The 21,032-nt window shown below is 38.1% G+C and carries 10 protein-coding genes; all 10 read right to left on the bottom strand.

Features of this window, described 5'->3' with window-relative positions; all coding sequences use genetic code 11:
• Positions 1-89: 89 nt before the first annotated feature.
• The 10 genes from GSQ84_RS26170 to GSQ84_RS26125 all read right to left on the bottom strand — a co-directional run bounded on the left by GSQ84_RS26170 (position 90) and on the right by GSQ84_RS26125 (position 20,612).
• On the bottom strand, positions 90-974 hold the full coding sequence (locus GSQ84_RS26170) for a hypothetical protein (RefSeq protein ID WP_158800310.1): 885 nt from the start codon (positions 972-974) through the stop codon (positions 90-92).
• Positions 975-1,037: 63 nt separating this feature from the next.
• Positions 1,038-1,898, bottom strand: coding sequence for a hypothetical protein (locus tag GSQ84_RS26165; RefSeq protein WP_158800309.1), 861 nt, complete (start codon positions 1,896-1,898; stop codon positions 1,038-1,040).
• Between the two features lie 1,273 nt (positions 1,899-3,171).
• The gene (locus GSQ84_RS26160) at positions 3,172-3,684 is read right to left on the bottom strand and encodes a hypothetical protein (RefSeq protein WP_158800308.1); all 513 of its coding nucleotides are present in this window, start codon (positions 3,682-3,684) and stop codon (positions 3,172-3,174) included.
• Positions 3,662-7,060, bottom strand: a complete 3,399-nt coding sequence (locus GSQ84_RS26155) for a DUF6443 domain-containing protein (protein WP_158800307.1) — start codon at positions 7,058-7,060, stop codon at positions 3,662-3,664. Before GSQ84_RS26155 ends, GSQ84_RS26160 begins: the two co-directional genes overlap by 23 nt.
• A 36-nt stretch (positions 7,061-7,096) precedes the next feature.
• A complete protein-coding gene (locus tag GSQ84_RS26150) occupies positions 7,097-10,516 on the bottom strand; it encodes a hypothetical protein (RefSeq protein WP_158800306.1) in 3,420 nt (1,139 codons plus the stop codon).
• Between the two features lie 72 nt (positions 10,517-10,588).
• On the bottom strand, positions 10,589-10,816 hold the full coding sequence (locus GSQ84_RS26145; protein ID WP_158800305.1) for a hypothetical protein: 228 nt from the start codon (positions 10,814-10,816) through the stop codon (positions 10,589-10,591).
• A gap of 44 nt (positions 10,817-10,860) precedes the next feature.
• Positions 10,861-11,349, bottom strand: a complete 489-nt coding sequence (locus GSQ84_RS26140; RefSeq protein ID WP_158800304.1) for a hypothetical protein — start codon at positions 11,347-11,349, stop codon at positions 10,861-10,863.
• A 1,046-nt stretch (positions 11,350-12,395) separates the two neighbouring features.
• On the bottom strand, positions 12,396-12,770 hold the full coding sequence (locus GSQ84_RS26135) for a hypothetical protein (RefSeq protein ID WP_158800303.1): 375 nt from the start codon (positions 12,768-12,770) through the stop codon (positions 12,396-12,398).
• A gap of 12 nt (positions 12,771-12,782) precedes the next feature.
• On the bottom strand, positions 12,783-17,162 hold the full coding sequence (locus tag GSQ84_RS26130) for a DUF6443 domain-containing protein (RefSeq protein WP_158800302.1): 4,380 nt from the start codon (positions 17,160-17,162) through the stop codon (positions 12,783-12,785).
• Positions 17,163-17,195: 33 nt separating this feature from the next.
• Positions 17,196-20,612: a hypothetical protein gene (locus GSQ84_RS26125; protein ID WP_158800301.1), complete on the bottom strand. Its 3,417-nt coding sequence runs from the start codon at positions 20,610-20,612 to the stop codon at positions 17,196-17,198.
• Positions 20,613-21,032 lie beyond the last annotated feature (420 nt).

Here is a 21,032-nt window from a genome sequence, read left to right as displayed (position 1 = left end):
AACAAATTATAATATTAATTACATTTGAATTGAAAAGCAAAAATAAAATATGAGTTCAAGATTTTTGATTGGTGAATTTTTTAGATAGATTACTTAGAATGAGCGTTAAGCTTTTTTTGTATTTGTGCAAGCTGTTTTTGAAGCTTTTCGTTTACCTTATTTTGAGCAAGTTGTTTTTTATTGATTTTATTAATTTGCTGATCCTTTTCAATTAAGTATAATGTCAGTTCTTCTACCTTTTTCATTAATAGCTTATTCATATCTCCTAAACTTAATCCGTTATTGATCACTTCCTTTTCGGATGGGATTTCTGGCAGATGATAATTCTGGTCAATAAATAGTTTTACCTGGTTTAGAGGAAGAAGTCGATAAGCTGGCTTCAAAACATAATCAGACCATCCATTTAAATCCACTTTTACTTCCCTAGCGTGTATAGTCCCGTTTACGTCAAGTGCATCAGTCGGGTTGTTAATCCCTATCCCCACATTACCTCCATAGGGACTGATGACTAAATTTTTCCATTTAACACCACTTTCTGAAGCAGAGATGACCGCTACATCAGCAAGATTATCGTATCCAAGTAATAAATGCTTAGTTGCATCTGCACTATTGCTAATTACTATTTGTGCAGGAACATTAGGCCATTCAAGAACCTGACTACCGTTAACATCTAAATTTCCAACAGGATTAACTGTTCCAAACCCAGCATTCCCAGTGTGCTGAATCATGAATAAGGGATTGCCGTTGGTGTTACTAAAATATATTCCTGAAGTGCCTGATGCCAAGTAAGCTGGGGCTGTATCGCCAAATTTTATATTATTTGTATAATTCGAACTAGGCGAAACTATTTCAAGTTTCGCCGTAGGGGTAGTAGTTCCAATTCCGGCATTTCCATCTGGAAGAAGCCGATTAGTTTGGCCAAAAGAATAATTGTTCAGCAGAACTACGGCAATAATGAGTACTAATTTTTTCATAATTAAGGTTTAACGATAATGCCAGAATGATAGAAATTTCACCTCCGGCTATTGTTGCGGATTTCACTTGTTAACGGTTCTATTTTCCAGAACTTTTTTAAGTCTATCAATCTGCTTCTGTTGTTCTATCAAATACAGGGTTAGTTCCTCAATTTTTTTGGTTTGCAATTTCACCATATCGCCAAGGTTAACCCCATTCTGAATTACTTCTTTCTCTGCAGGCATATCCGGTAAATGATGATTTTGATCAATATATGACTCAACCTCATTGATAGGACGAAGCTGGAAAGTTGGATTAAACACATAATCAGCCCAACCGGTTAAGTCAATTTTTACTTCTTTACTATGAATAGTACCATTTACCGAAAGCTTCGCATCTGGAGTTGTAGTTCCAATACCAACTCTTGGTGCATCTAAAATCATGGGTTGATTTCCACCTCCGGTAGTTAATACTATTGGATAGTCATTATTAATAAAGCTAGCGTTAATAGGCGCATAATTAATTGATAGGGATCGAATATCAACTCCGCCTGTCATGTGTGGATAAAAATTAGCAACACCATATACCGTTAAGGGAAATTCAGCTGCGTCCGTACCAATTCCAACATTTCCCTTAAAATAACTAGTTGCCCCAACAGTTGCGCCTAACGCCACATTGGGGATAGTAGTATTCCAAACAGAAAAAGAGAATATATCGCCCGCATTCGAAAGGCGTGACGCACTACCACCAGACCACATCATGATACTCGAATTATGCCTTACGCCTAAATCACTTCCTATGACTATATCAGCTGCATAAGGATCAGTTGTGCTAATCGGATTTTCACCAGTAGTTATAATTTTTGATTGTCCAGAGGCATAAAAGCTTCCAAAGATAAGTCCTGAAAACAAGGTGATTTTTGAAATAAAGTTGGTGATCATCATAATGGAGTATAAATTTTTATTTGAGAATGTTTTATTTAATAATTAAGAGTAAGATCGTCATTACGTTTTAGCAAAATATCTTTGATGGGATCCATCTAAGCTATTTATATCCAAGCAGGTAATTTAGTATTGCATAAACATACAAAACAAATAAATAAGGAAAATAAATAAAGACATATATATATTATCCCTCGGGGAGAATATTTTTTACCAGGCATAATGACCAGATAATTAACAACTAAATTAATAATGATAAAAACGCTGTATAACGCTCAAATTTCACCATTATGATTTCCTGTATCAGCCCAACCTCATAAGAAACAAATGAGAAAACAAATAAATGCCAATAGTAGAGACAGTAACGCATTTAAAACGGCGATTTTAAACATAAAAGTAAATTTATCGGTCGGCAAGATCTCCTGCAAGATTAGTGTAGAATTTGGAATAGCTGCGTTATCAATGGGGCTTTATAAAGTTTCCTCAGAATATACTTTATTTATCTGTTATATCTACTTTTTGCTATTGTTTGAGAATTTCAATTTCGGCTTGAATACTAGTTAGCTGCTTATCCTTTTCAATCAGATATAGAGTCAACTCTTCAATTTTTTTAAGAAGTTTAGCATTCATCTCACCTAAGTCAATACCTGTTTTAATACTTGTTCTTCAGATGGCATATCAGGTGAGCGATGATTTTGATCTATATATGCTTTAACTTCATCAATGGGACGGAGCCGGTAAGTGGGCATGAATACATTAGTAGTAATTTTTTTTGCATATGATTAAGGAGTTTACTGGCTAATTTTCAGTGCTTGATACCTACTTTATTTACTCTAATAATTCCTATTATTGCATATGATAAACAAAAAGATTAACCTTATTTATATATTTAAAATATTCAGGATACTTGTGTTACTTTGCCTTCCGCTGGTACCCGCTTTCGATCTTCCAGCAAAGTTCCTTGCTTACATTTTAGGAGTCAATATAGTTATTGAAATAACAATTGCTTATTTTATTAAAAAAGAAAAGCTAACAGAGACTAATTCCGATAATAAAAATGAAAACTTTAAACATCAGAAATAGATTTTAATGCGAATTGAACTTAGATTTAAGGAGTCAAATCTAAGTTCAATTCGCATTAAAAATTGAAATTATTCAACGCAAGATTCAAATCTTAAATACAAAATAATCTACTAATCTATTGAATATCAAATTATTATTAATTTAACATCTATCAAGTATTTAGGTATCAATAGAGAGTATTTAAAATTATTATTTAATAAATAATAATTGAATTATTAAATTTTCTTAATTCTTCTTCAATATTTTCGTCAAAAAAATCACTTATCAAAAAGAATCTGTCATTTCCTAAGCTTACACCTTTTAGCAGAAAAACCTTATAATCACTAAAAAACGACTCATCTTTAGTTTCTACCATATCTATTTTATTAAATGACAAAGAAATCTCACTATGATTAAACCATTTATAAGTTTCTATTGAGACAATATTTTCAGAAATATCCACTTCCTTTATAAGATAATTCATATATTTTCTCCTGGAAAACACAGGAACGTAAATTAATCCGGTTGCAAGAAGTCCTACAGGAAATATTGAAATAAAAATTAAATTATTAGAAAGACCAAAAGTACCAGCGGTACAAAGCAGATAAAAAACAATAATTATAGGGGCAAATACATACACCCCAAAATTTGAGTCCCGCTTCCATTTTTTATAAAAAAGATCTCCTTTATTATTAACAATCAAATTAATTTTGTTTTTTTCTATCATATACATTTCCATTTACTAATACATCATTATAAGTGCTCATTTGGGCAACTCCAACTAAAGCTTTAGTGGCAGTAGGTACTTTATTATCAATCATTGTGGCAACTGTTCCACCAATTCCTCCATTTAAAATTACACTAATAGCATCATTAAGTAATCCACCAATTTGTTGTCCTTTACCATTTTTATTACCTCTGAGGTTATCTATTCCACTTCCTATTAATCCACCAATATTTCCTGGCATACTGCGGGCATGTACATTACCATGAAATGCGGCAAGTAATTTGGCCCCAGCTAATCCTGTTCTAGTCACGCCATCGGCTCCTAAGGCAAATGCCACAGGAGTAGCTAAACCTCCAGAGAACCATTCACCACCAAGTGAAGTTAATATTTCTGCAGATCCACCTGCCATTGACATACTAGCTTCACCAACACCCCTCCAGTCAATCTTTGAATTCTCTTCAGGGCTTGCTGTAGAAGATGTTTCATCATCAACAGTTCCCTTTCCTTGCACAACAACGGCCGCCTCCATTGCACTTAAATGAACAGTACCATCATCAGAAGTAAAACTATCAACCATAGGTCTAACAGTGGTTGTATTATCTGTAACTTTTATAGTATCTAGTCCCAAAGGATCAATGTATGACATTGGATTATTTAAAACATAATTGTATGGTGCCAAGCCAGGATGTTTTTCAGCCAACGGATCTACCACATTCCACCTTGCAATAATAGGATCATAGAACCTTGCCCCGTAATCATACTGTCCTAACTCATCCTGCAACTCCTTTCCATTGTACAAATACTTATTAGTTAAAGATACGGGACTTCCTGATTTCCGCAAACCAAATGGATAATAATCGTCATTCTGTAACCGCTCTACCAAACCGTTAATCGGGCTCTTATGAAAAGTATATCTTACGTTCCCTAGGTGATCCGTTAAATTGTATTCGTAACTATAATTCGCTCCGTTCTTCCTGGCTAGCCCTGCTTCTGTCTGGATGGTCTCTATCACACCATTCGTATATTGAATCCCGCTAACATAATCAGTGATATTTGTTCCAACGGTTTTTCTCAGTTTATCGCCTTCGGAATCATATAGATAAGATAAGTTCAATCCGGCTACTGCAGCAGGTAAGTTTAACGTATTATAAACTATTGACTGACCCAGTCTCCCATCCAAAATAGTATTTCCATTTCCATCATATTGATAAGTCCCGGTATTGGTGGTGCTCGTTAGCTGGTTACCCATATAGATATAGCTATTTAATACGCCGTCACGGTTTAAGGTTTGAATATTCCCCATCCTGTCGTAGGTTACGATCTCACTCATTCCTGAACTCGTTCCGCTTAGCAGCATGTTGATCTCATTGTAACTGTAATTAAAGCTATTGGCCAATACACTTCCCGCCCCCCACATTTGTCCGGAAATATTTCCATTATATTGCGGCGTAGTTCCGTCCTGATAATTCAGTTGAAAACTAAATTCTGAAGAAGTACTGTTTTTTAGCCAACCACGTTCATTGTAAGCGTAATTGGTATTTTGTAAACCTCCATTGAGCGCTTTTCCTTTTAGCTGACCAATCTCATTATAGCTATTTTCAATGAGCAGTACTTCAGCGTCACTATTGATCTGTTCATAGCTCCTCAGCTTTCTGTTTACGTGGTCATAATCATATCGATTGGCAATAGTTGTATTCCCACTATTCGAATTATGATGCAAACGCGTAGTTGCCGACAATATACCTTCAAAAGTGTAGCTGTTACTAACTTCATCATAATTACCGGCATCAATAGCTCCAGACTGATAATGTTGTTTGTATATTTTTAATAACTCGCCTTTATCATCATAATAATTAACATTGAGCAGCATATTACTTGTACCGAGTATATTTGCCTGGCTTCCTGTAAGCAGACCTCTTGTTAAAAGACTACCTGCAGGATAACTATAAGTTGCGGCTCCGGGAAAGTTATAATCATCATAGTATTGAATTCCCAAATATAAGCTGACCGACGATTGAGGGAAAGCTACGTTGGTATAACCATTACCAGTTGCCTGACGGCTTTCCCAAAGCACAGATTGTGCATTTACAGTAGCTTCCATTGCAGTACGTGCAACAGCACTGGAATATAAACCATTCAAGACTACGCGGCCTAAAGCATCATATTTACTAAACATCCACTGTGCATTATTACGCTGTACAGAATCCTGGGTTAACACGGGCTGATCCAACTTATTATACACTGTATATTCCCAGCCTTTTCCCGGGATTTTCTTTTCAATCAGCCGGTGCTTTCCATCATAGCGATACTGGTAACAAAACTGATCAAGATAAGTCTGATTTACAGCCGTACCATCAGGTGACGCCCCTGGAGGAAGAACAAAGCTAAGATTACCCAGGTCGTCATAAACGTAATACGTTGACAATCCATTCACTCCGTTATTTTGGCCAAAAAACGTACGTTTCAGCACTATATGCCCTTCTTTATCTGAGTATTCTTCTGTAGTTCCGAACTTACTTCCTGCTGTACCATTCCAGTTCTCATCTTTAGTGATCTTCAAATAAAGCTGACCGTCAGCATATGATCCTAGATAACTAAGTCTATTCTTATATTCGGCTCCTGTAACGGGAACCGCCGACCACATTTTCACGCCAAAACCAACTGCATAATCAATGGAAGCATCATTTGTTTCCATATCAGACAAAATTGTTCTGCCTCCGATAGTGGAACGGAGGCTTGCTGGCTGCCATACTGTTCCCGGAGCCCCCTGTTCTACAATTTGGTTTAGCTGGGAGGCTTCAAATATAGTCTGGCTATAGGGGGCTGTTGTCCGGGCTACCGATAAATCCCAGCCCGAAGTGCTATAAAACTTTGCCTGCGTACTAATTGCTGCAGACTTATACGCACCATTTCCAATTTGCTCCGCATAAGGCAAATACTTAACTGCTTCACGTCCCAGGGGATCATATACAAATGGCTGCACAATATCATGACCTAAAGGGCTTCCTTTCGTTTGAACAGTTTGCAGCTGACGGCCCAATCCATCAAAATATTGGATTGTTTCACTCTGCTGGCTAACCAAAGGGTTGACAATTTCTGATGGACTGGCAACTTTATAAATTTTAACCCTAATATAATTTTGATCCTGGCTTGGTAAAGATGCCAGCGGTACTGTTAATGAACTTGTAATAAACGCATGAAAGGGACCACTCGTGCTAAAACCGGGTAGAAGTAAAATACTTATGTTAGAACTATATTCTCCAGTTGTTGGTGTCGAAAGGGTGTCCGCCTGAGCTTTGGCTATATTTGAATGGAATAATTGAAGACACAGAAAACAGCATACTAATCTTACCGTTAATGAATTGATGATATTCATAAAATGAATTTATTTGCTAGAATGATTTTAATTGATTTATTGCACAGCCGTGCCAGTTGACTGGCCTGCATTGTGATACTCGTAGCTCTTTACGATACTCCCGTTTTTATCTTTCACGGTTTTTAAACGTTTAGAATTATCATATTCATAGTAAGATGTCTGACTCTTTGTATCTGTCATACTGGTTATACCTACACCAGGTAAATAAGTGTAAGTCGTCATCTGACTATCAGAAGGATATACCCTCACATCATCAATCCCATCACCTAAACTTAAAGTTACAGGGCCGGTATAACTTAATTCACCAGAAAAATTCCAGCTTCCATTCTGGAGATACCAGTAACTATACTGGTAAGATTTAGCTGTATTCGGCACCGAAAAGCTCAGGTTATAATCTCCGTTAATGTATTGAGTACCTGTATGAGCAGCACCAGTGATTACACTTCCACCTCCATCTTCAAAACTTGAATAAAAGAAATCACCGGTGGCACCGTTCAGGCATTTGGCTATAGGATAATTATTACTGTAACCCCACAAATAGTTTACCTGCTTAAAATCAGTACGCCCCAGCTTATCCTGAGAAACCAAATTTCCTGTTGTTGTGTCATAAGTGTAACTCATTTCATTTTTATATCTTGAATCACTGAGTAAGGATGCATAAGAACCATCAGCATTCTTCAACTCTCCATCCGGCGAGACTGAAGAGCCAGTTACCTCCAACAGATATTGATTTTTGGGTTTGAAAAGAGTATTGTCATATTCAGTGATGGTACCTGATGTCAAAGACGAATCTGTTGCAGATCTTTTGATCCACTTTTGCTGCTCAATTACAGGAGAGAGTACATGCTGATCAATCAGGGGTTGCATTACTCCTGAACCATAACTTTCAGGATATTTATACTTGATGATTTGGCTATAACCTTTAGATGTTTCCTGATTCACAGATAAAAGGTTATGCGTCTTTGCAAAGTCATTGTTGTAGTAAGTATGAAGGGAAAGGGAATCAAGATTGGTGTAAGTTGTTTCTATTTTTGAAATATCATATTGCCAGCCCGAAGGATATATAGAGTACCATTGCCATCCATACGTTTTTTGTCTTGTTGGGCCTGCAGCGCCAGGATCAATATTTACCTGTCCAACCTGATAAGGTTTTACCCCCATCAATAAAGTATCCACTTGGAGTCCATAATTGTATTGTTCCCTGCTAACAGGAGAATACCCGGTGCTGCTTTTCTTATAATTTACTTTTTCACTTAGTTTGACACCAGTCCTCATGTAATCGTATGAGTTCAAATATGAAGTAAACTTACTGCTACTTTGAAGTGTGTCTGTTGGCGAAGTTTGTTTTTCATACACCTGCTTGTAATACATTTCCTGATCAAGGAGGTCAGATAAAGTGCTGTGTATGGAAGAATTATATACCTGATAGGTATTTAAATCCTGCGTACCGTTATGTATTGTGGTAATGGTGTAATAATAATTGCCCCCGTAGTCTACACCTTTTATCAAATTCCCTGTTGAAAACCCTGAATCATCTGTATATCGATATTCTTTGGTCAGGACCGGTGTAGTTTGGGTAGGATTATTGGCATAACTCGCAATAGATTTAATTCTTAATCCAGGGCCTTTTGCACCTTCAACAGGAACAGTTGACTGCTCATAATAGTTAACCAGGCCAAGTACATTTAATTCCTTTGAATCACAAATTACATTTACCATGTATGCCCCGGGCAGCAGGTTTACAGTTTGAACAGTACCAGGGTTGCCTGCATTGGTACTTACACTGAAATTATGGGCTACACCTGGCGTGCCATCTACAGGAACGATCTCAATTTCAGGCGCCACATCTTTAGTAAATGCATTAGGGCCATTTGGAGCATTAGGATCAGTACTTGTTGCTTCTTTTGGCGTACGGGCATAAGAAACCGTAACATCCTGTTGATAAGGAATGTTAAGCGTATAGTAGTTCGTTAACTGTGTATTATCGGATGCATTTGGTCTGATTAAACTTCCTCCGGACGTAGCTAAAGTTCTGACATAATTCTTACCGTTAAAATAAACATTTGGCTCGTAGGTAAACCTTGTTTCACCTCCGGTAGGATAAGTGATTTTTGTTAACATACCCATAGATGAGTATGCATCATTGGGCTCACGGTTAGCACCACCATTTGGAAGTACAGAATTCGGGATAATAATTGAAGGGCTTCCCGAATTATTCACGTATCCCCAATGGTCAACGGCATCCTGCAGAACCACAAAATTTCCGGTTTCATTGTATTGAAAGGAATGGGTTTTATTAGTGTTATTATAGTCTTCAATAACACTTGTTAATTTAAGCGGGGACGCAAGCCGATTACCCGCGTTAAAATAACCGTAGTTAAATTTGAAATTTTTTAAGGACAGACCGTCGCTGTTGTTAAAAGAGACAGCATCCAGGGCATAATCTGTCCCATCAATATCTGTCCTTGCAATTGACTGCTGAGAAAATGAAACGGACATTTTTGATGTAGAAATGCCGGTTAAATGTATAGCAGTAACAGTGGATGGCAGAGAGGATGTTTTAGGGTATAATATGTTATTGGATCCTATATTATTTAACAAGTAAGTTTGAGAAGAAGCTCCGTGCATGATAATGGCTGTCGGACTGCTATAACTAAAGTTAATTGTTTCCTTTTTATCGGCCGGCTGTATAGTACTCAAATACCAGGAAGAAACATATTGAGGTATAGAATATGAACTGGTTGAACTATTTTTAGGCTGGGTAGTTTCTATATTAGCAAAGGTGTATACAGCCCCATCCTCAGTAGTAATTGTAAATGGCCCTGAAAGCGTACCTGAGATTTTTAGTTTCCGATAAGGAAACTGATATATTTTGTTGTTAAAAAAAAGAAAGCTACCACTGTATTTACCAAAATTATAAACATAAATATCAGGCTCTGTATCATATGTCCCTCTATCCATTGCTCCTTCCATAAAATCCTGAACAGCATCCAGATTAACATTCTCTGATGCGCTGTAATTATTAATATTCTGATCGTATTTATATTGTGTGGGTGTAAGTTGATCAATTTTATCTCTTATGATTCTGGTAATGACACCTCCCCCGTTTAATGACCAGCCAAGTCCAACAGACGAAGCCTTTTCATATGATTTTAAGCCATTGTTATGATAACTTAAACTAATCGGAACGGAGATTTCCTTTCCTTCCACTACTCCAAGATCAATTGAGATATCGGGAACTCCGGTATAAAGGCTAACGGGAATGATTCCATATTTGGCAAAAGCCATGGCATCTGGCGATGGACCAATAAGTTCCGTTCCAACACCTATTATAGGAGGTGGAGCACTCGTTTGTCCACTAACATTTGAAATACCACTAAAAATAAGTACAGATAGAGTAAGTAATTGATATTTAATTTTTTTGTATTTTACTGTTGGTTTTTTGATAATAAGCATTAATTCAGTGGTTATGTGGTGTGTATTGGTCAGCTTTGAACTGCCAATCTGATAAGTAATTTTTTATTTTCTCTAATGGTCTTGTTTTTCAAGCCTTTTGACTTTTTCAAGGATCAGGTCGATAGCTTTTTGCTGAGATATGAGTTGTGATTCCTGAATTTTATTTCGATTAATTTCTTCCTTCAATTGCTTATCCTTTTCTATCAGATATAAGGTAAGCTCTTCCACATTTTTCAGCAATTTCGAATTGATTTCACCTAAGTTTTGTCCCTTAGTTTCTATTTCCTTTGCAGAAGGCATATCAGGCAAATGTTTATTCAGTAAAAGATAGTGTTCTAGATTTTCTAAGGACTGCAACTTATATGAAGGATTAAATACATAATCCGGCCAGCTAGCTGTTGCGTTTGTAACAGTAATTGACTGTGCCAGAATACTTCCTTTAACGGAAAGCATCTGCTGGGGGTTTGTTGTTCCAATACCAACATAGCCGTTATCAGAATTGATATAAAATGAAATACCATGCCAGGAGGCATCGGTTTTACCCAGCCAGCTATAGCAAAATCCCTTTGCATGTAGGTAAGTGCTAAAACATTAGGAGTGCTGCTCAAACCAGCAGTAATAGACCCCGCACGTCCGAAATAACCGATCAAATTGGTATTTTCGAATAAACCAAGAACTTTAGTATTGGTTTGACCATTCACATCCAACAGTGCTTTTGGTGTTGTGGTACCTATACCCACGTTACCTGTTGAGGGAAAGGGATAGGTGTTTTGTGAATAAGAACCGTAGTGAAAAATAAGAACTGACAGTAGTAACAGGGATATTCTTTTCAAATGCATCTGATTATTTGTTTTTAGATTGGATGATTACCAGTTGTGAATTCTAAATTTTGCGGTGTCAGATCCCATCAGTTGCAATCGTGATGCATAAATGAGCGTCCTATCTGTAATTGAGTAGCCATGTTTTGCAACCAGCCATTATCTAAAAATTTAACCGGGTGAGATTTACTCCAGTCACCTCCGACAACAAATGATTTTTTTTGCCGTGCCGACAGATTTATTGATACTAAAACAAATAATAAAGTAAAAATTCTCCTCATAATAATTTAACATTAAAACATTGACTATTAATTATTTAAATAAACACCATCAAGCACAAAATATCTAAAGCATATTATTCCCATAAGAAATCAATATTCAGTTTCACAAAAACAAATGGTTTAGTTGACTTTTAGAATACGGCATTACAAATTAAAAACCGCACTTATGGACAGAATAGTAAATTATTTATATAATTTATTTTACTATTACAGTTATTTAGAGACGTAATTTTTACTTCAAATGTTAATTCGAGTAAATATAAAACAAATAACTATTATAGTAAATATTTTAAGATTATTAATTTACCATAAATAACAAAAATATTATTCTACAAAATTATTTTAATATTTAATCAGAAATTTGATTAGAAAATAGTTTGATTATTTGATAGGAAATAAATCTTCTAAGAGCGATCAAACATTAGGCATTAAATACATTTCTTAAAGTGACGAATATCTAAAATAAAATATAAATTATTCACCAAAGTAGCACGTGGAGTCTTTCGATTATAGTCGAGTAGCGCAATTTTATAGACTTCTAAAACACTATTTTATTTAAATATATCTTCTTTGAAAAGCTATTTTGAAGTTATGAAATTGAAAATATATTACTTGAAAGGAGTTTTAAGCATATCTTAATCGCCTAATTTTCCAGCCAAATTATTCACTAAACAATAACTAAATGCAAAGAGCCCGGTAAAAGACCGGGCTCTTTCAACCTTATTTTTGAAGTTAACTTTGTCCAATCTTTTAGGGTAACATCATTCCTGGCTTTCTTGTTTATAACCACTTAACTGTAGGCACTTGATCACTAATGACATCGAGTATTTTATTTGATGAGAGAATACTATAATGAATCATAGACTCATTTTCAGAAATGCCTCTACTTTCTTCAATAAACCAACTCATAAATTCAGAAGAATTTGTCTTATTAAATGAACCAAGAGTAGTATTCTCATATAAAGTTTTCAGACGAAAAGATTCATCAGTTACTCTATACCCTAAAAAATTAGAATAAAAAATTTCTAGCTTTTTATTAGAAGTTCCTAACTCTTTTAAAATAATTTTAAGACCGTCAAATCCGTCATTTAATTTATATAAATAGAATTCTGTTAAGGGAGATTCTATTAACTCCCATTCGTCATATATATCCATTATTCAGTAATTTTATTTTGGCGGGTATCTAACTTTGTCTTTTACACCGGTATTTGGATTTTTAGACTCATAAGTTGGATCACCACTATACCCCCCTTTAACTCTATTCGAACTACTGTGATCTCTAACGTTAATATCCATACCATCACTACTTTTGCCCATTCGACCACCCGGTATTGTTCTTTCAGTGCCAGGAACAACTGTGTCATCAAAATCTTGGTCCGCTTGCTTCATCCCTCCATCTTTTTTATATTGCTTATGACCATTACCAGTTTCATTCTCAAATATAGCATCGTTTAAAATATCAGCGGGAGTTTTCTTTGTGTAAACAATAGGTTTCTGAGTAACATGATCGCTTGATGGATCACCCAAATTACTTGGCCTTAATAGCAGACCAACAAATATAAACACTGGATTTGGTAAAGGAAATTCGGGAATACCAATTTTAGGTAGAGATAGGGGCTCTGTTAAAGGAATCGCAATATTTGACTTTCGTTTAGCCTTAATATTAACTTGTTTTAATTGCTTTCCAGGATCTTCTTGCTGATTATCTACACCCATCCCATCAGGATCGGTAAATTTTATTGGATTATTCAGGCCGTAATTATAAGGCGATTGATCATCATACATTTCAGCCAATGGATCCACCGTATTCCACCTACCTATCACCGGATCATAAAACCTCGCTCCGTAATCATAAGTTGTTAATTCATCCTGTATTTCCTTTCCATTGTACAAATATCTGTTGGTTAAAGATACAGGAGTTCCTGAAGATTTACGCAAACCATAAGGATAATAATCATCACTCTGCAGGCGATCTGCAAGTCCTGTAATAGGACTCTGGTGAAACGTATAACGCACATTTCCCAAATGGTCAGTCAGGTTATACTCGTAGCTGTAACTGGTACTATTGTTTCTGGCCAATCCTGCTTCCGTCTGGATGAACTCAATCGCTCCATTGGTGTACTGGATCCCATCAACATAATCAGTGACCACTGATCCATTATTACTAGTATATGTCTTTCTTAGCTTGTTACCTGTTGCATCATAAATAAAGACATCAGTAATTCCCGAGCCAGTCACTCCAATGGGCAGATTTAACAGGTTGTAAGTATACGTCAATGCCATCCTGCCATCAAAGGTTGTATTCCCATTTCCGTCATACTGGTAAGTGCTTGTACCGGTACTAGAAATTAATTGGTTCCCTGTATACGTACTGCTTCTCTTTACGCCATCCCGGGTCAGTGCAAGGATATTTCCCTGATAATTGTCATATTGGATCACCTCGCTCATTCCGGTTCCTACCCCACTTACAAGTCTGTTCTGCTGATCATACGCATAGACAAATTTACTTCCTAGACTCGTACCCGCTCCCCAGACCTGCCCAGAGATATTACCATTGTACTGCGGAATACTGTCATCCTGGTAGTGCAATTGAAAGCTAAACTGAGGGGATGTACTGTTGCGTAGCCAGCCACGTTCATTGTAGGTGTAGGCGGTACTCTGTAATCCATTGTGCAAAGTTTTAGCTTTCAGTTGTCCGATCTCGTTGTAACTATTTGCAACCAATAAGACTTCTGGATCTGTATTGATTTTTTCGTATGTGCTTAGCTTACGGTCTACCTGGTCATAGACATAACGGTTGGCAATGGTGGTAGATGAGCCGGCTACATTGTGGTGGATCCGTGTCATGGTAGAATCCATATTTTCAAAATTGTAGCTGTAAGTAATCTCATCATAATTGCCAGCATTGACCGCTCCAGACTGGTAATGCTGTTTGTATACTTTTGACAACCTGCCTTTATTATCATAATAATTTACACTCGTTAGCATATCACTTGTGCCCAATACATTGGTACTAGTCCCGGTTAAAAGGCCGGTAGTACTGATGCTGGTTGATGTATAAGGATAAGCTGTTGCCCCCGGAAAGTTGTAATCATCGTAATACTGGATAGAAAAGTAAGCATGAATATTTTCCCATTGCGGGTACGCCACGCTCGTATAGCCAGTTGGGGTAGCCTGGGGAGTTTCCCAGAAGTTGCTCTCTGCATTTAACGCTGTTTCCAGAACACTGCGGCTTGACGTATTTCCAACAAGTCCGGTGATAATATTCCTGCCCAAAACATCGTATTTCGTGAAAGTCCATTGTCCGTTGATGCGCTGTACTGAATCCTGGTTCAGCACCGGCTGATCTAACTGATTATACACTATATAATCCCAACCTTTACCCGGTATTTTCTTCTCAACCAGCCTGTTGCGGTCGTCATAACGGTACTGGTAGCAATATAGATCCAGATAACTTTGAGAGACGGACAACATCATTCTCTGGTTAAGGGCTGGAGGGATCACAAAACTTAGATTCCCCAAATCATCATATACATAATAGGTGCTTTGCACAGAAACCCCGTTAAAAGGACCATTAAAGGTACGCCTCAATATTAAACGCCCTTCCTTATCTGTATAATCTTCGGAAGTCCCGCTTTTACTGGAATAGTCATTTACCCAATTCTCGTCTTTAATAACTTTCACGGTAAGCTGGCCGGCCGCATAATAACCATTGCTTGCCAACGTTTTTTTATAAGTAGAACCGCTTACCGCTACTGCATTCCACATTACAACTTCTAAACCTGTAACAGTTGGAACGTCATCCATATTGTTGGTGCTATAATCTTCCAGGATAGTTCTTCCTGTAGTGGTGCTTCGTGAAGTTGCCGGCTGCCAGAGCATACCAGGAGATCCTTGTTGCAACACCCGGTTTAAAGGAGAAGCCTCAAATAACGTTTGGCTGTAGGGAGCTGTAGTTTGCACCACTGCAGGGTCCCAAGTGGAACTGCTGTAATATTGCCCCTGTGTGGTCAGGGCAGCAGATCTATATGTACCTGTGCCTCCCTGTTCTGCATAAGGAAGATATTTAACTGCTTCGCGCCCATAACCATCGTATACATGTGACTGTACGATATCATTTAATAAAGGTGAAGCTTTGATTTGCACCGTTTGTAATGGCCGGCCTAAACCATCAAGATAATCTACTGTTTCTTTTACATCGCAGGAGGTATATAATGTGCCAGGCACATAACCTGGTATTTTAGGAATTGTAGTAAGGATATAATTCTGATCTGCACTGGGAGCTGTCGCAAATGTAGCACACGCACCTATGTTTACCACTGCTGTATTGCTATAAGCGATAGCGCCATTGCTGGTTACCTGCAACTGGTAATAGGTAGTTGTCTGGAGATTAGGTACCTTATACTTTAAGCTATCGCCGCCTGTGAGCACATTCACCCACGAGGAGCCATCCGGCGAAGTGCGCCATTTATATGTATACGCGCCATTGCCGCCTGTAGGGAGACTTGCGCTTAAGGTACCCGGACTGCTTCCTGCTAAAATATTGAAACTTGCAGGAGTAATTACCCCGGCAACCAAAGGAGGAGCCGAAACAGTTATCGTAACTACATTGCTGATGGCCGTTAGCCCGTTACTAAAAGCCTCTAGCTGATAGGAAGTGGTTACTGCAGGTTTACCTTGGGCAAAACCTAACGTTAAGCCGGTTTGTCCACTAATATCCGACATTACTGCCCCATTAACGGAACTTTGCCATTGGTAAGTGTAGTTACTATTACCTCCATGTGCCGAACCGGACTTGAGCGTATCTGCTTTACTACCGCTTGCGATAGTCTGGCTGGAAGGAGTCACTGTTCCGGCCGTGAGTGCAGTACCCGTAACAGTCACAGTCACTACATTACTGGTTGCAGTAACACCATTGCTATTATAAACAGCCTGGTAAGAAGTGGTGACCGTTGGAGTATGGATTGGAAAGCTGTAGGTTAAACTATTTGCCCCACTAATATTGGTCATCGTTGCACCACCTGTGGAACTTTGCCACTGGCAATTAATAGTACCATTACCTCCACTGGGAGCAGTGGAGGTCAATGAAGCTGCCGTACTACCAACCGCGATGCTTTGGCTGGCAGGGGTTACCGTCCCAGGCGTCACTGCAGCACTAACGGAAATGGTGACTGCATTACTGGTGACAGTAGCACCGCCGCTCGTGTATATAATATGGTAGTGGGTAGTAACTGTTGTAAGGCCTGGGGGCGGATAGGTTAAGGCGTTTGCCCCACGGATAGGACTCCAGGTAATCCCTTCCGGAGAACTTTCCCATTGATAGGTAATGGTCCCATTTCCACCCGTCGCATCTGTTGCGATAAGCCTGGGAGACTCACTACCAGTGGCAATGGTTTGACTGGGAGTAGTAATCGTACCTGGGGTTAATGATTGTGCTTTTACCTGGAAAGAAAAGAGTAGCACACTCATAAAGACGAGTGTCCTGCTGATCAAAGATTGACAAGCATAGCGATGCCTGTTGAATGATAGGAATAGATTGCGGCTCATAAGAGAAAATATGGAGAGAGTGTTTAAATCAGTTTATTGGCCCTGGTAATGGTAATCGGTATGTTTAATGATATTCAGGTCTTTGTCACGGATGTTGATCAACCGCTGGAAACCATCATATTCATAATAGGTCACTTCATTTTTAGGATCTGTAGAACTCGTCATGCCAACTAATGGATCATAGGTAAAAGTAGATAGCTGCGATCCAGAAAGATATAACCTTACATCATCAATCTGACCTGAATTAATGGAAAGCGTATAATAGTTCGTGTTGACAGCAATCTTACTTACCGTTTGCAGTACCCACACCCCGCCAGATTTCAGCCAGTAAGTCAGGTTATAATTGCCAACGTCCAATCCGGTAAGCGCTTTGTTGTAGCTACCTGTGTGACTATAGTGACCAGTTTTAGCATCCCCGGCACTGCTGTTGCCATCCCCTTCCTCAAAACTGTCATAAAAAATATCATTACTGCTGGCATTCACTGCAGTTGCTACAGGGTACTGACTGTTATACCCCCATTGGTAGGCAGCATATGGGGCCACTGTTTTTTGCTGCTGCAAAATGTTGCCATAAAGATCAAACTGATTAAACCTGACCAGTGTATCTGGCCGTCCCCCTGTAATTTGTTTGGTTGCATTTTGAGGCAGCAACAAGTTGCCGTTACCAAACCAGTCTTTGTAATTTATGGCAGAAGAACTGAGCTGGTTACCATTCTTCAGCTGCTGGGTAGCTACTACCGGTGCCACCATATTCCGGTTGAGCATGGTCTGGTAAACGTTGCCTCCGGCAGCCAGGTTATGCGGATATTGCATGACATCAACCAGATCATCCCCTTTACTATTGATCAGTTCTTTACGGGTAGGTAAAATATGTGTCAGGTCATCATAGTAATAATTATGCAGCATGGCCACTGTATTGCCTGAAGTGTCATAAGTAGTATCCAATTCACTAGTCATGAGCATAGCCCCGGTATATGTCGGAAATTTGGTAATAAAAAATTCTCCCTGATTAGATCTTGTATTGATCGTATCGCCATAAATTTCACAGCCACCTGTCATCTTAATATACAAAGGTTTGATTTTAAGACTGGTCAACGTGTCCGTACGTAAGATTTGGTAAGTGTATTCTTTACTGCTCACAGGGCTATAGACTGTACCCAATATCTTATAGCTCTTTTCAGAGCCTAAAATCCCGTTTTTCCAGGGATTCGAAATGAGCCATGGACCTATATTCCCATTATCAGATGGAATACTACTTGCCTGGTCACCAAAAACACTATAGGTAAAAACAGTTTTACCATTAGGGGTTCCCGCTGCATTAATATCGCTTTTAGTCACAGTTCCATAAACAATAGGACTACCGCTAAACTGGCTGACAGGGTAAACACTTCTGTTTAAATAATTAATAGACGCATCACCTCTAAACTGCTGGCAACCAAGAGGATTAAAATTTGAACCGATTTGAAAAAAAGTATTTTCAGCGTTTACCTGCATAAAAGCGGCATCGGTAAGCAATGTCCCCGCACCATTATTACCATATTGATAACTCTCTTTATTAATAAAATTTCCGTTTAGATCATAGTTGGTAATAGAGCTTACCCTTAGTCCGCCACCTGTTTTTGTCACGGTACCACTGATAGGAACAGACCAGGTAACCTGGCAGGTAGCCTTTACATTAGCATTTGTGGTGGTATAAATATTTGTCGTAATCGTATATTGGTGATTAGCAATCAATGTTATAGCTGTAGGAGGCACATTAACCACCGTACCTGCAGGAATTGAACCAGTCACCCTGAATATTGGGGTAGTGCTGCCAGTAGTTATATCCAGCATTTGTGTCATCGGTACTTGTGAAACATCCGGATAGTTATAATTGCTAAAACTTGCCTGGTAGTTGAAAGAAGTTTGATTAGCCGCAACAGTAAAGGTAGTACTATTGGTAGACTGGAGAGTTCCAGAGGCATCACAACTAACCGATTGCTGTTGATAAGTTTGATAATTTAAGGGATAACGGTGAGGTTCAAAAGTAAATACACTCTGGCCTTTAGTTGGATACTTAATCGATTGTAACATGCAAGCCTGGATATAGGTACCGACAGAATCGGGGTCCATGTTGGCTTCTCCTATAGTTTTATATATCCCTTTCCATAAAACACTCTGTTTAGGCATCATGGAAAGATTATTGAACTGTCCATTGTTATAACCCCAGGTATCCTGGCCAAAAGACTCATTGGGCGCAATTGGACTGTTATTATAAGTCATCACATATTTTTGGGGTGATAGCATACCCTTCACATCCAGGTAAGCGACAGAATCCAGCCGCAACCGGTAGTTTCGGTAATCTGCGGTGGCACCTGAGACCGGGTTACTATAAAAATAAGACTGATATAATTTTGTACTTTTAATTAACTGGTATAATCCATTTTGTTTAGCATATACCTTTACACTGTCCAGTCTACCATTACTAGGTCTGTCAGTGCGGTCCCTCACATTGATAAACGTTAGTTTTCCTCCGCGCCAATCAATTTCAGTAGGATAAATCTCATAATGTGCAGTGGTCTGAATAGATGAATTTTCTCCGCTGGCATCAACGTTGGTCGCGGCATCTTCCTCCGAATCAGGCCTATCACCAAGAATATAGCTGAAATTATAGGAATGCTCGGTATTCTGATTTGCTCCACGGGCAGAATAAATAAGAGAAACAGTATCCTGTAAGCTTTGGTCAATAATCTTTGAAACGTGCCAGGAACTAACATAAGTACCCGGACCAGTGGCCGACTGGGTAATCATCTGTGTAGTTTCCTGCTGGTCAAAGTAGTAGACCATTCCATTTTCGTCAGTGATTTTAAAATTATTGCCCGATGTTGCTTCAATACGATTATTGGTGACAGGTATTTGTATAATTGAACCATTTCGCCTGTGCATAAATTTTCCGCTTGTGCCGTTCAATGTGTATGAAAACACATCCGGCTCAGTCTCCACCTTGCTATCCCTATCGTCAAAAATATATTGTGCATAAACTAAATCCTTGGTAGTTCCATAATTAAAACCCTGGTAATAATTGTACAAAGAATCTAGAGAGGGTGAAGATAAATACCCACCGGAGTTTTCATCCGGCAACCCGATCATATTTCTGGAGATAATCGGAATACCGCTCAATGCCCAGCTCGTACCTACGCTGGAAGCAACTTCATCTACCCGAACCCCTCCGCCATGATAGTCCAACGATAAAGGAAGTTTAATCTTGCCGATATTGATTTCATAAAGGGGGATGGTAACCGAAGGAATCCCCGTGGCATAACTCACAGGGATGTTTCCAAACCTGCCCAGGATAGCTGCATTAGGAGCAACGGTGCTCACCGGTATCACATTCTGAAATTGGATATTGTTCTGAGCACTCAATTTGAGTACAATTAAAATAAGAGAGACAGTTAATAAAATTTGTTTCATCTGCTGGATTTAATTTTAGTATAGCGCTTGTTAGTTGGGTACAATTCGTTCCAAATCCTACTATGATCTGAATACATCCAGACCACGGTTATGCAATAGAAAATAATTACAGTTAAATTGTAATCAAATCACTTACAGAAATTTAAACATTTGGGAATACGGCATTATCAATTAAAAAACCGCAGATAAGAGATTAAAAATGAATTCGTTTGAGTTGAATTCAATTTAACAATTACTGGAGAGACGTTATTTTAGTTTCAATGTTAATTCGATTTAAATATATGATAATTAGTAATTTAATTAGATATATTAAATATGTAAAAATTTAAAATGATATAGTAATGTTACAAAAAATTTGCAGTCATCACTCTAATAATTCTATTTTTAAAAATAAAATTACTTTTTTGAAAATATATTGAA

It is taken from the genome of Pedobacter sp. L105 (genome assembly GCF_009765875.1).
In the GTDB taxonomy this organism is placed as follows: domain Bacteria; phylum Bacteroidota; class Bacteroidia; order Sphingobacteriales; family Sphingobacteriaceae; genus Pedobacter.
Note: the sequence above shows the minus strand (reverse complement) of the source record. Positions and strands in the feature narration are given on the sequence as shown.

Excerpts from the sequence above, each read along its gene's own strand:
- GSQ84_RS26165 (WP_158800309.1), bottom strand. The coding sequence starts at position 1,898 with ATGATGATCACCAACTTTATTTCAAAAATCACCTTGTTTTCAGGACTT.
- GSQ84_RS26135 (WP_158800303.1), bottom strand. The coding sequence starts at position 12,770 with ATGGATATATATGACGAATGGGAGTTAATAGAATCTCCCTTAACAGAA.
- GSQ84_RS26155 (WP_158800307.1), bottom strand. The coding sequence starts at position 7,060 with ATGAATATCATCAATTCATTAACGGTAAGATTAGTATGCTGTTTTCTG.
- GSQ84_RS26170 (WP_158800310.1), bottom strand. The coding sequence starts at position 974 with ATGAAAAAATTAGTACTCATTATTGCCGTAGTTCTGCTGAACAATTAT.
- GSQ84_RS26145 (WP_158800305.1), bottom strand. The coding sequence starts at position 10,816 with ATGCCTTCTGCAAAGGAAATAGAAACTAAGGGACAAAACTTAGGTGAA.
- GSQ84_RS26150 (WP_158800306.1), bottom strand. The coding sequence starts at position 10,516 with ATGCTTATTATCAAAAAACCAACAGTAAAATACAAAAAAATTAAATAT.
- GSQ84_RS26125 (WP_158800301.1), bottom strand. The coding sequence starts at position 20,612 with ATGAAACAAATTTTATTAACTGTCTCTCTTATTTTAATTGTACTCAAA.
- GSQ84_RS26160 (WP_158800308.1), bottom strand. The coding sequence starts at position 3,684 with ATGATAGAAAAAAACAAAATTAATTTGATTGTTAATAATAAAGGAGAT.
- GSQ84_RS26130 (WP_158800302.1), bottom strand. The coding sequence starts at position 17,162 with ATGAGCCGCAATCTATTCCTATCATTCAACAGGCATCGCTATGCTTGT.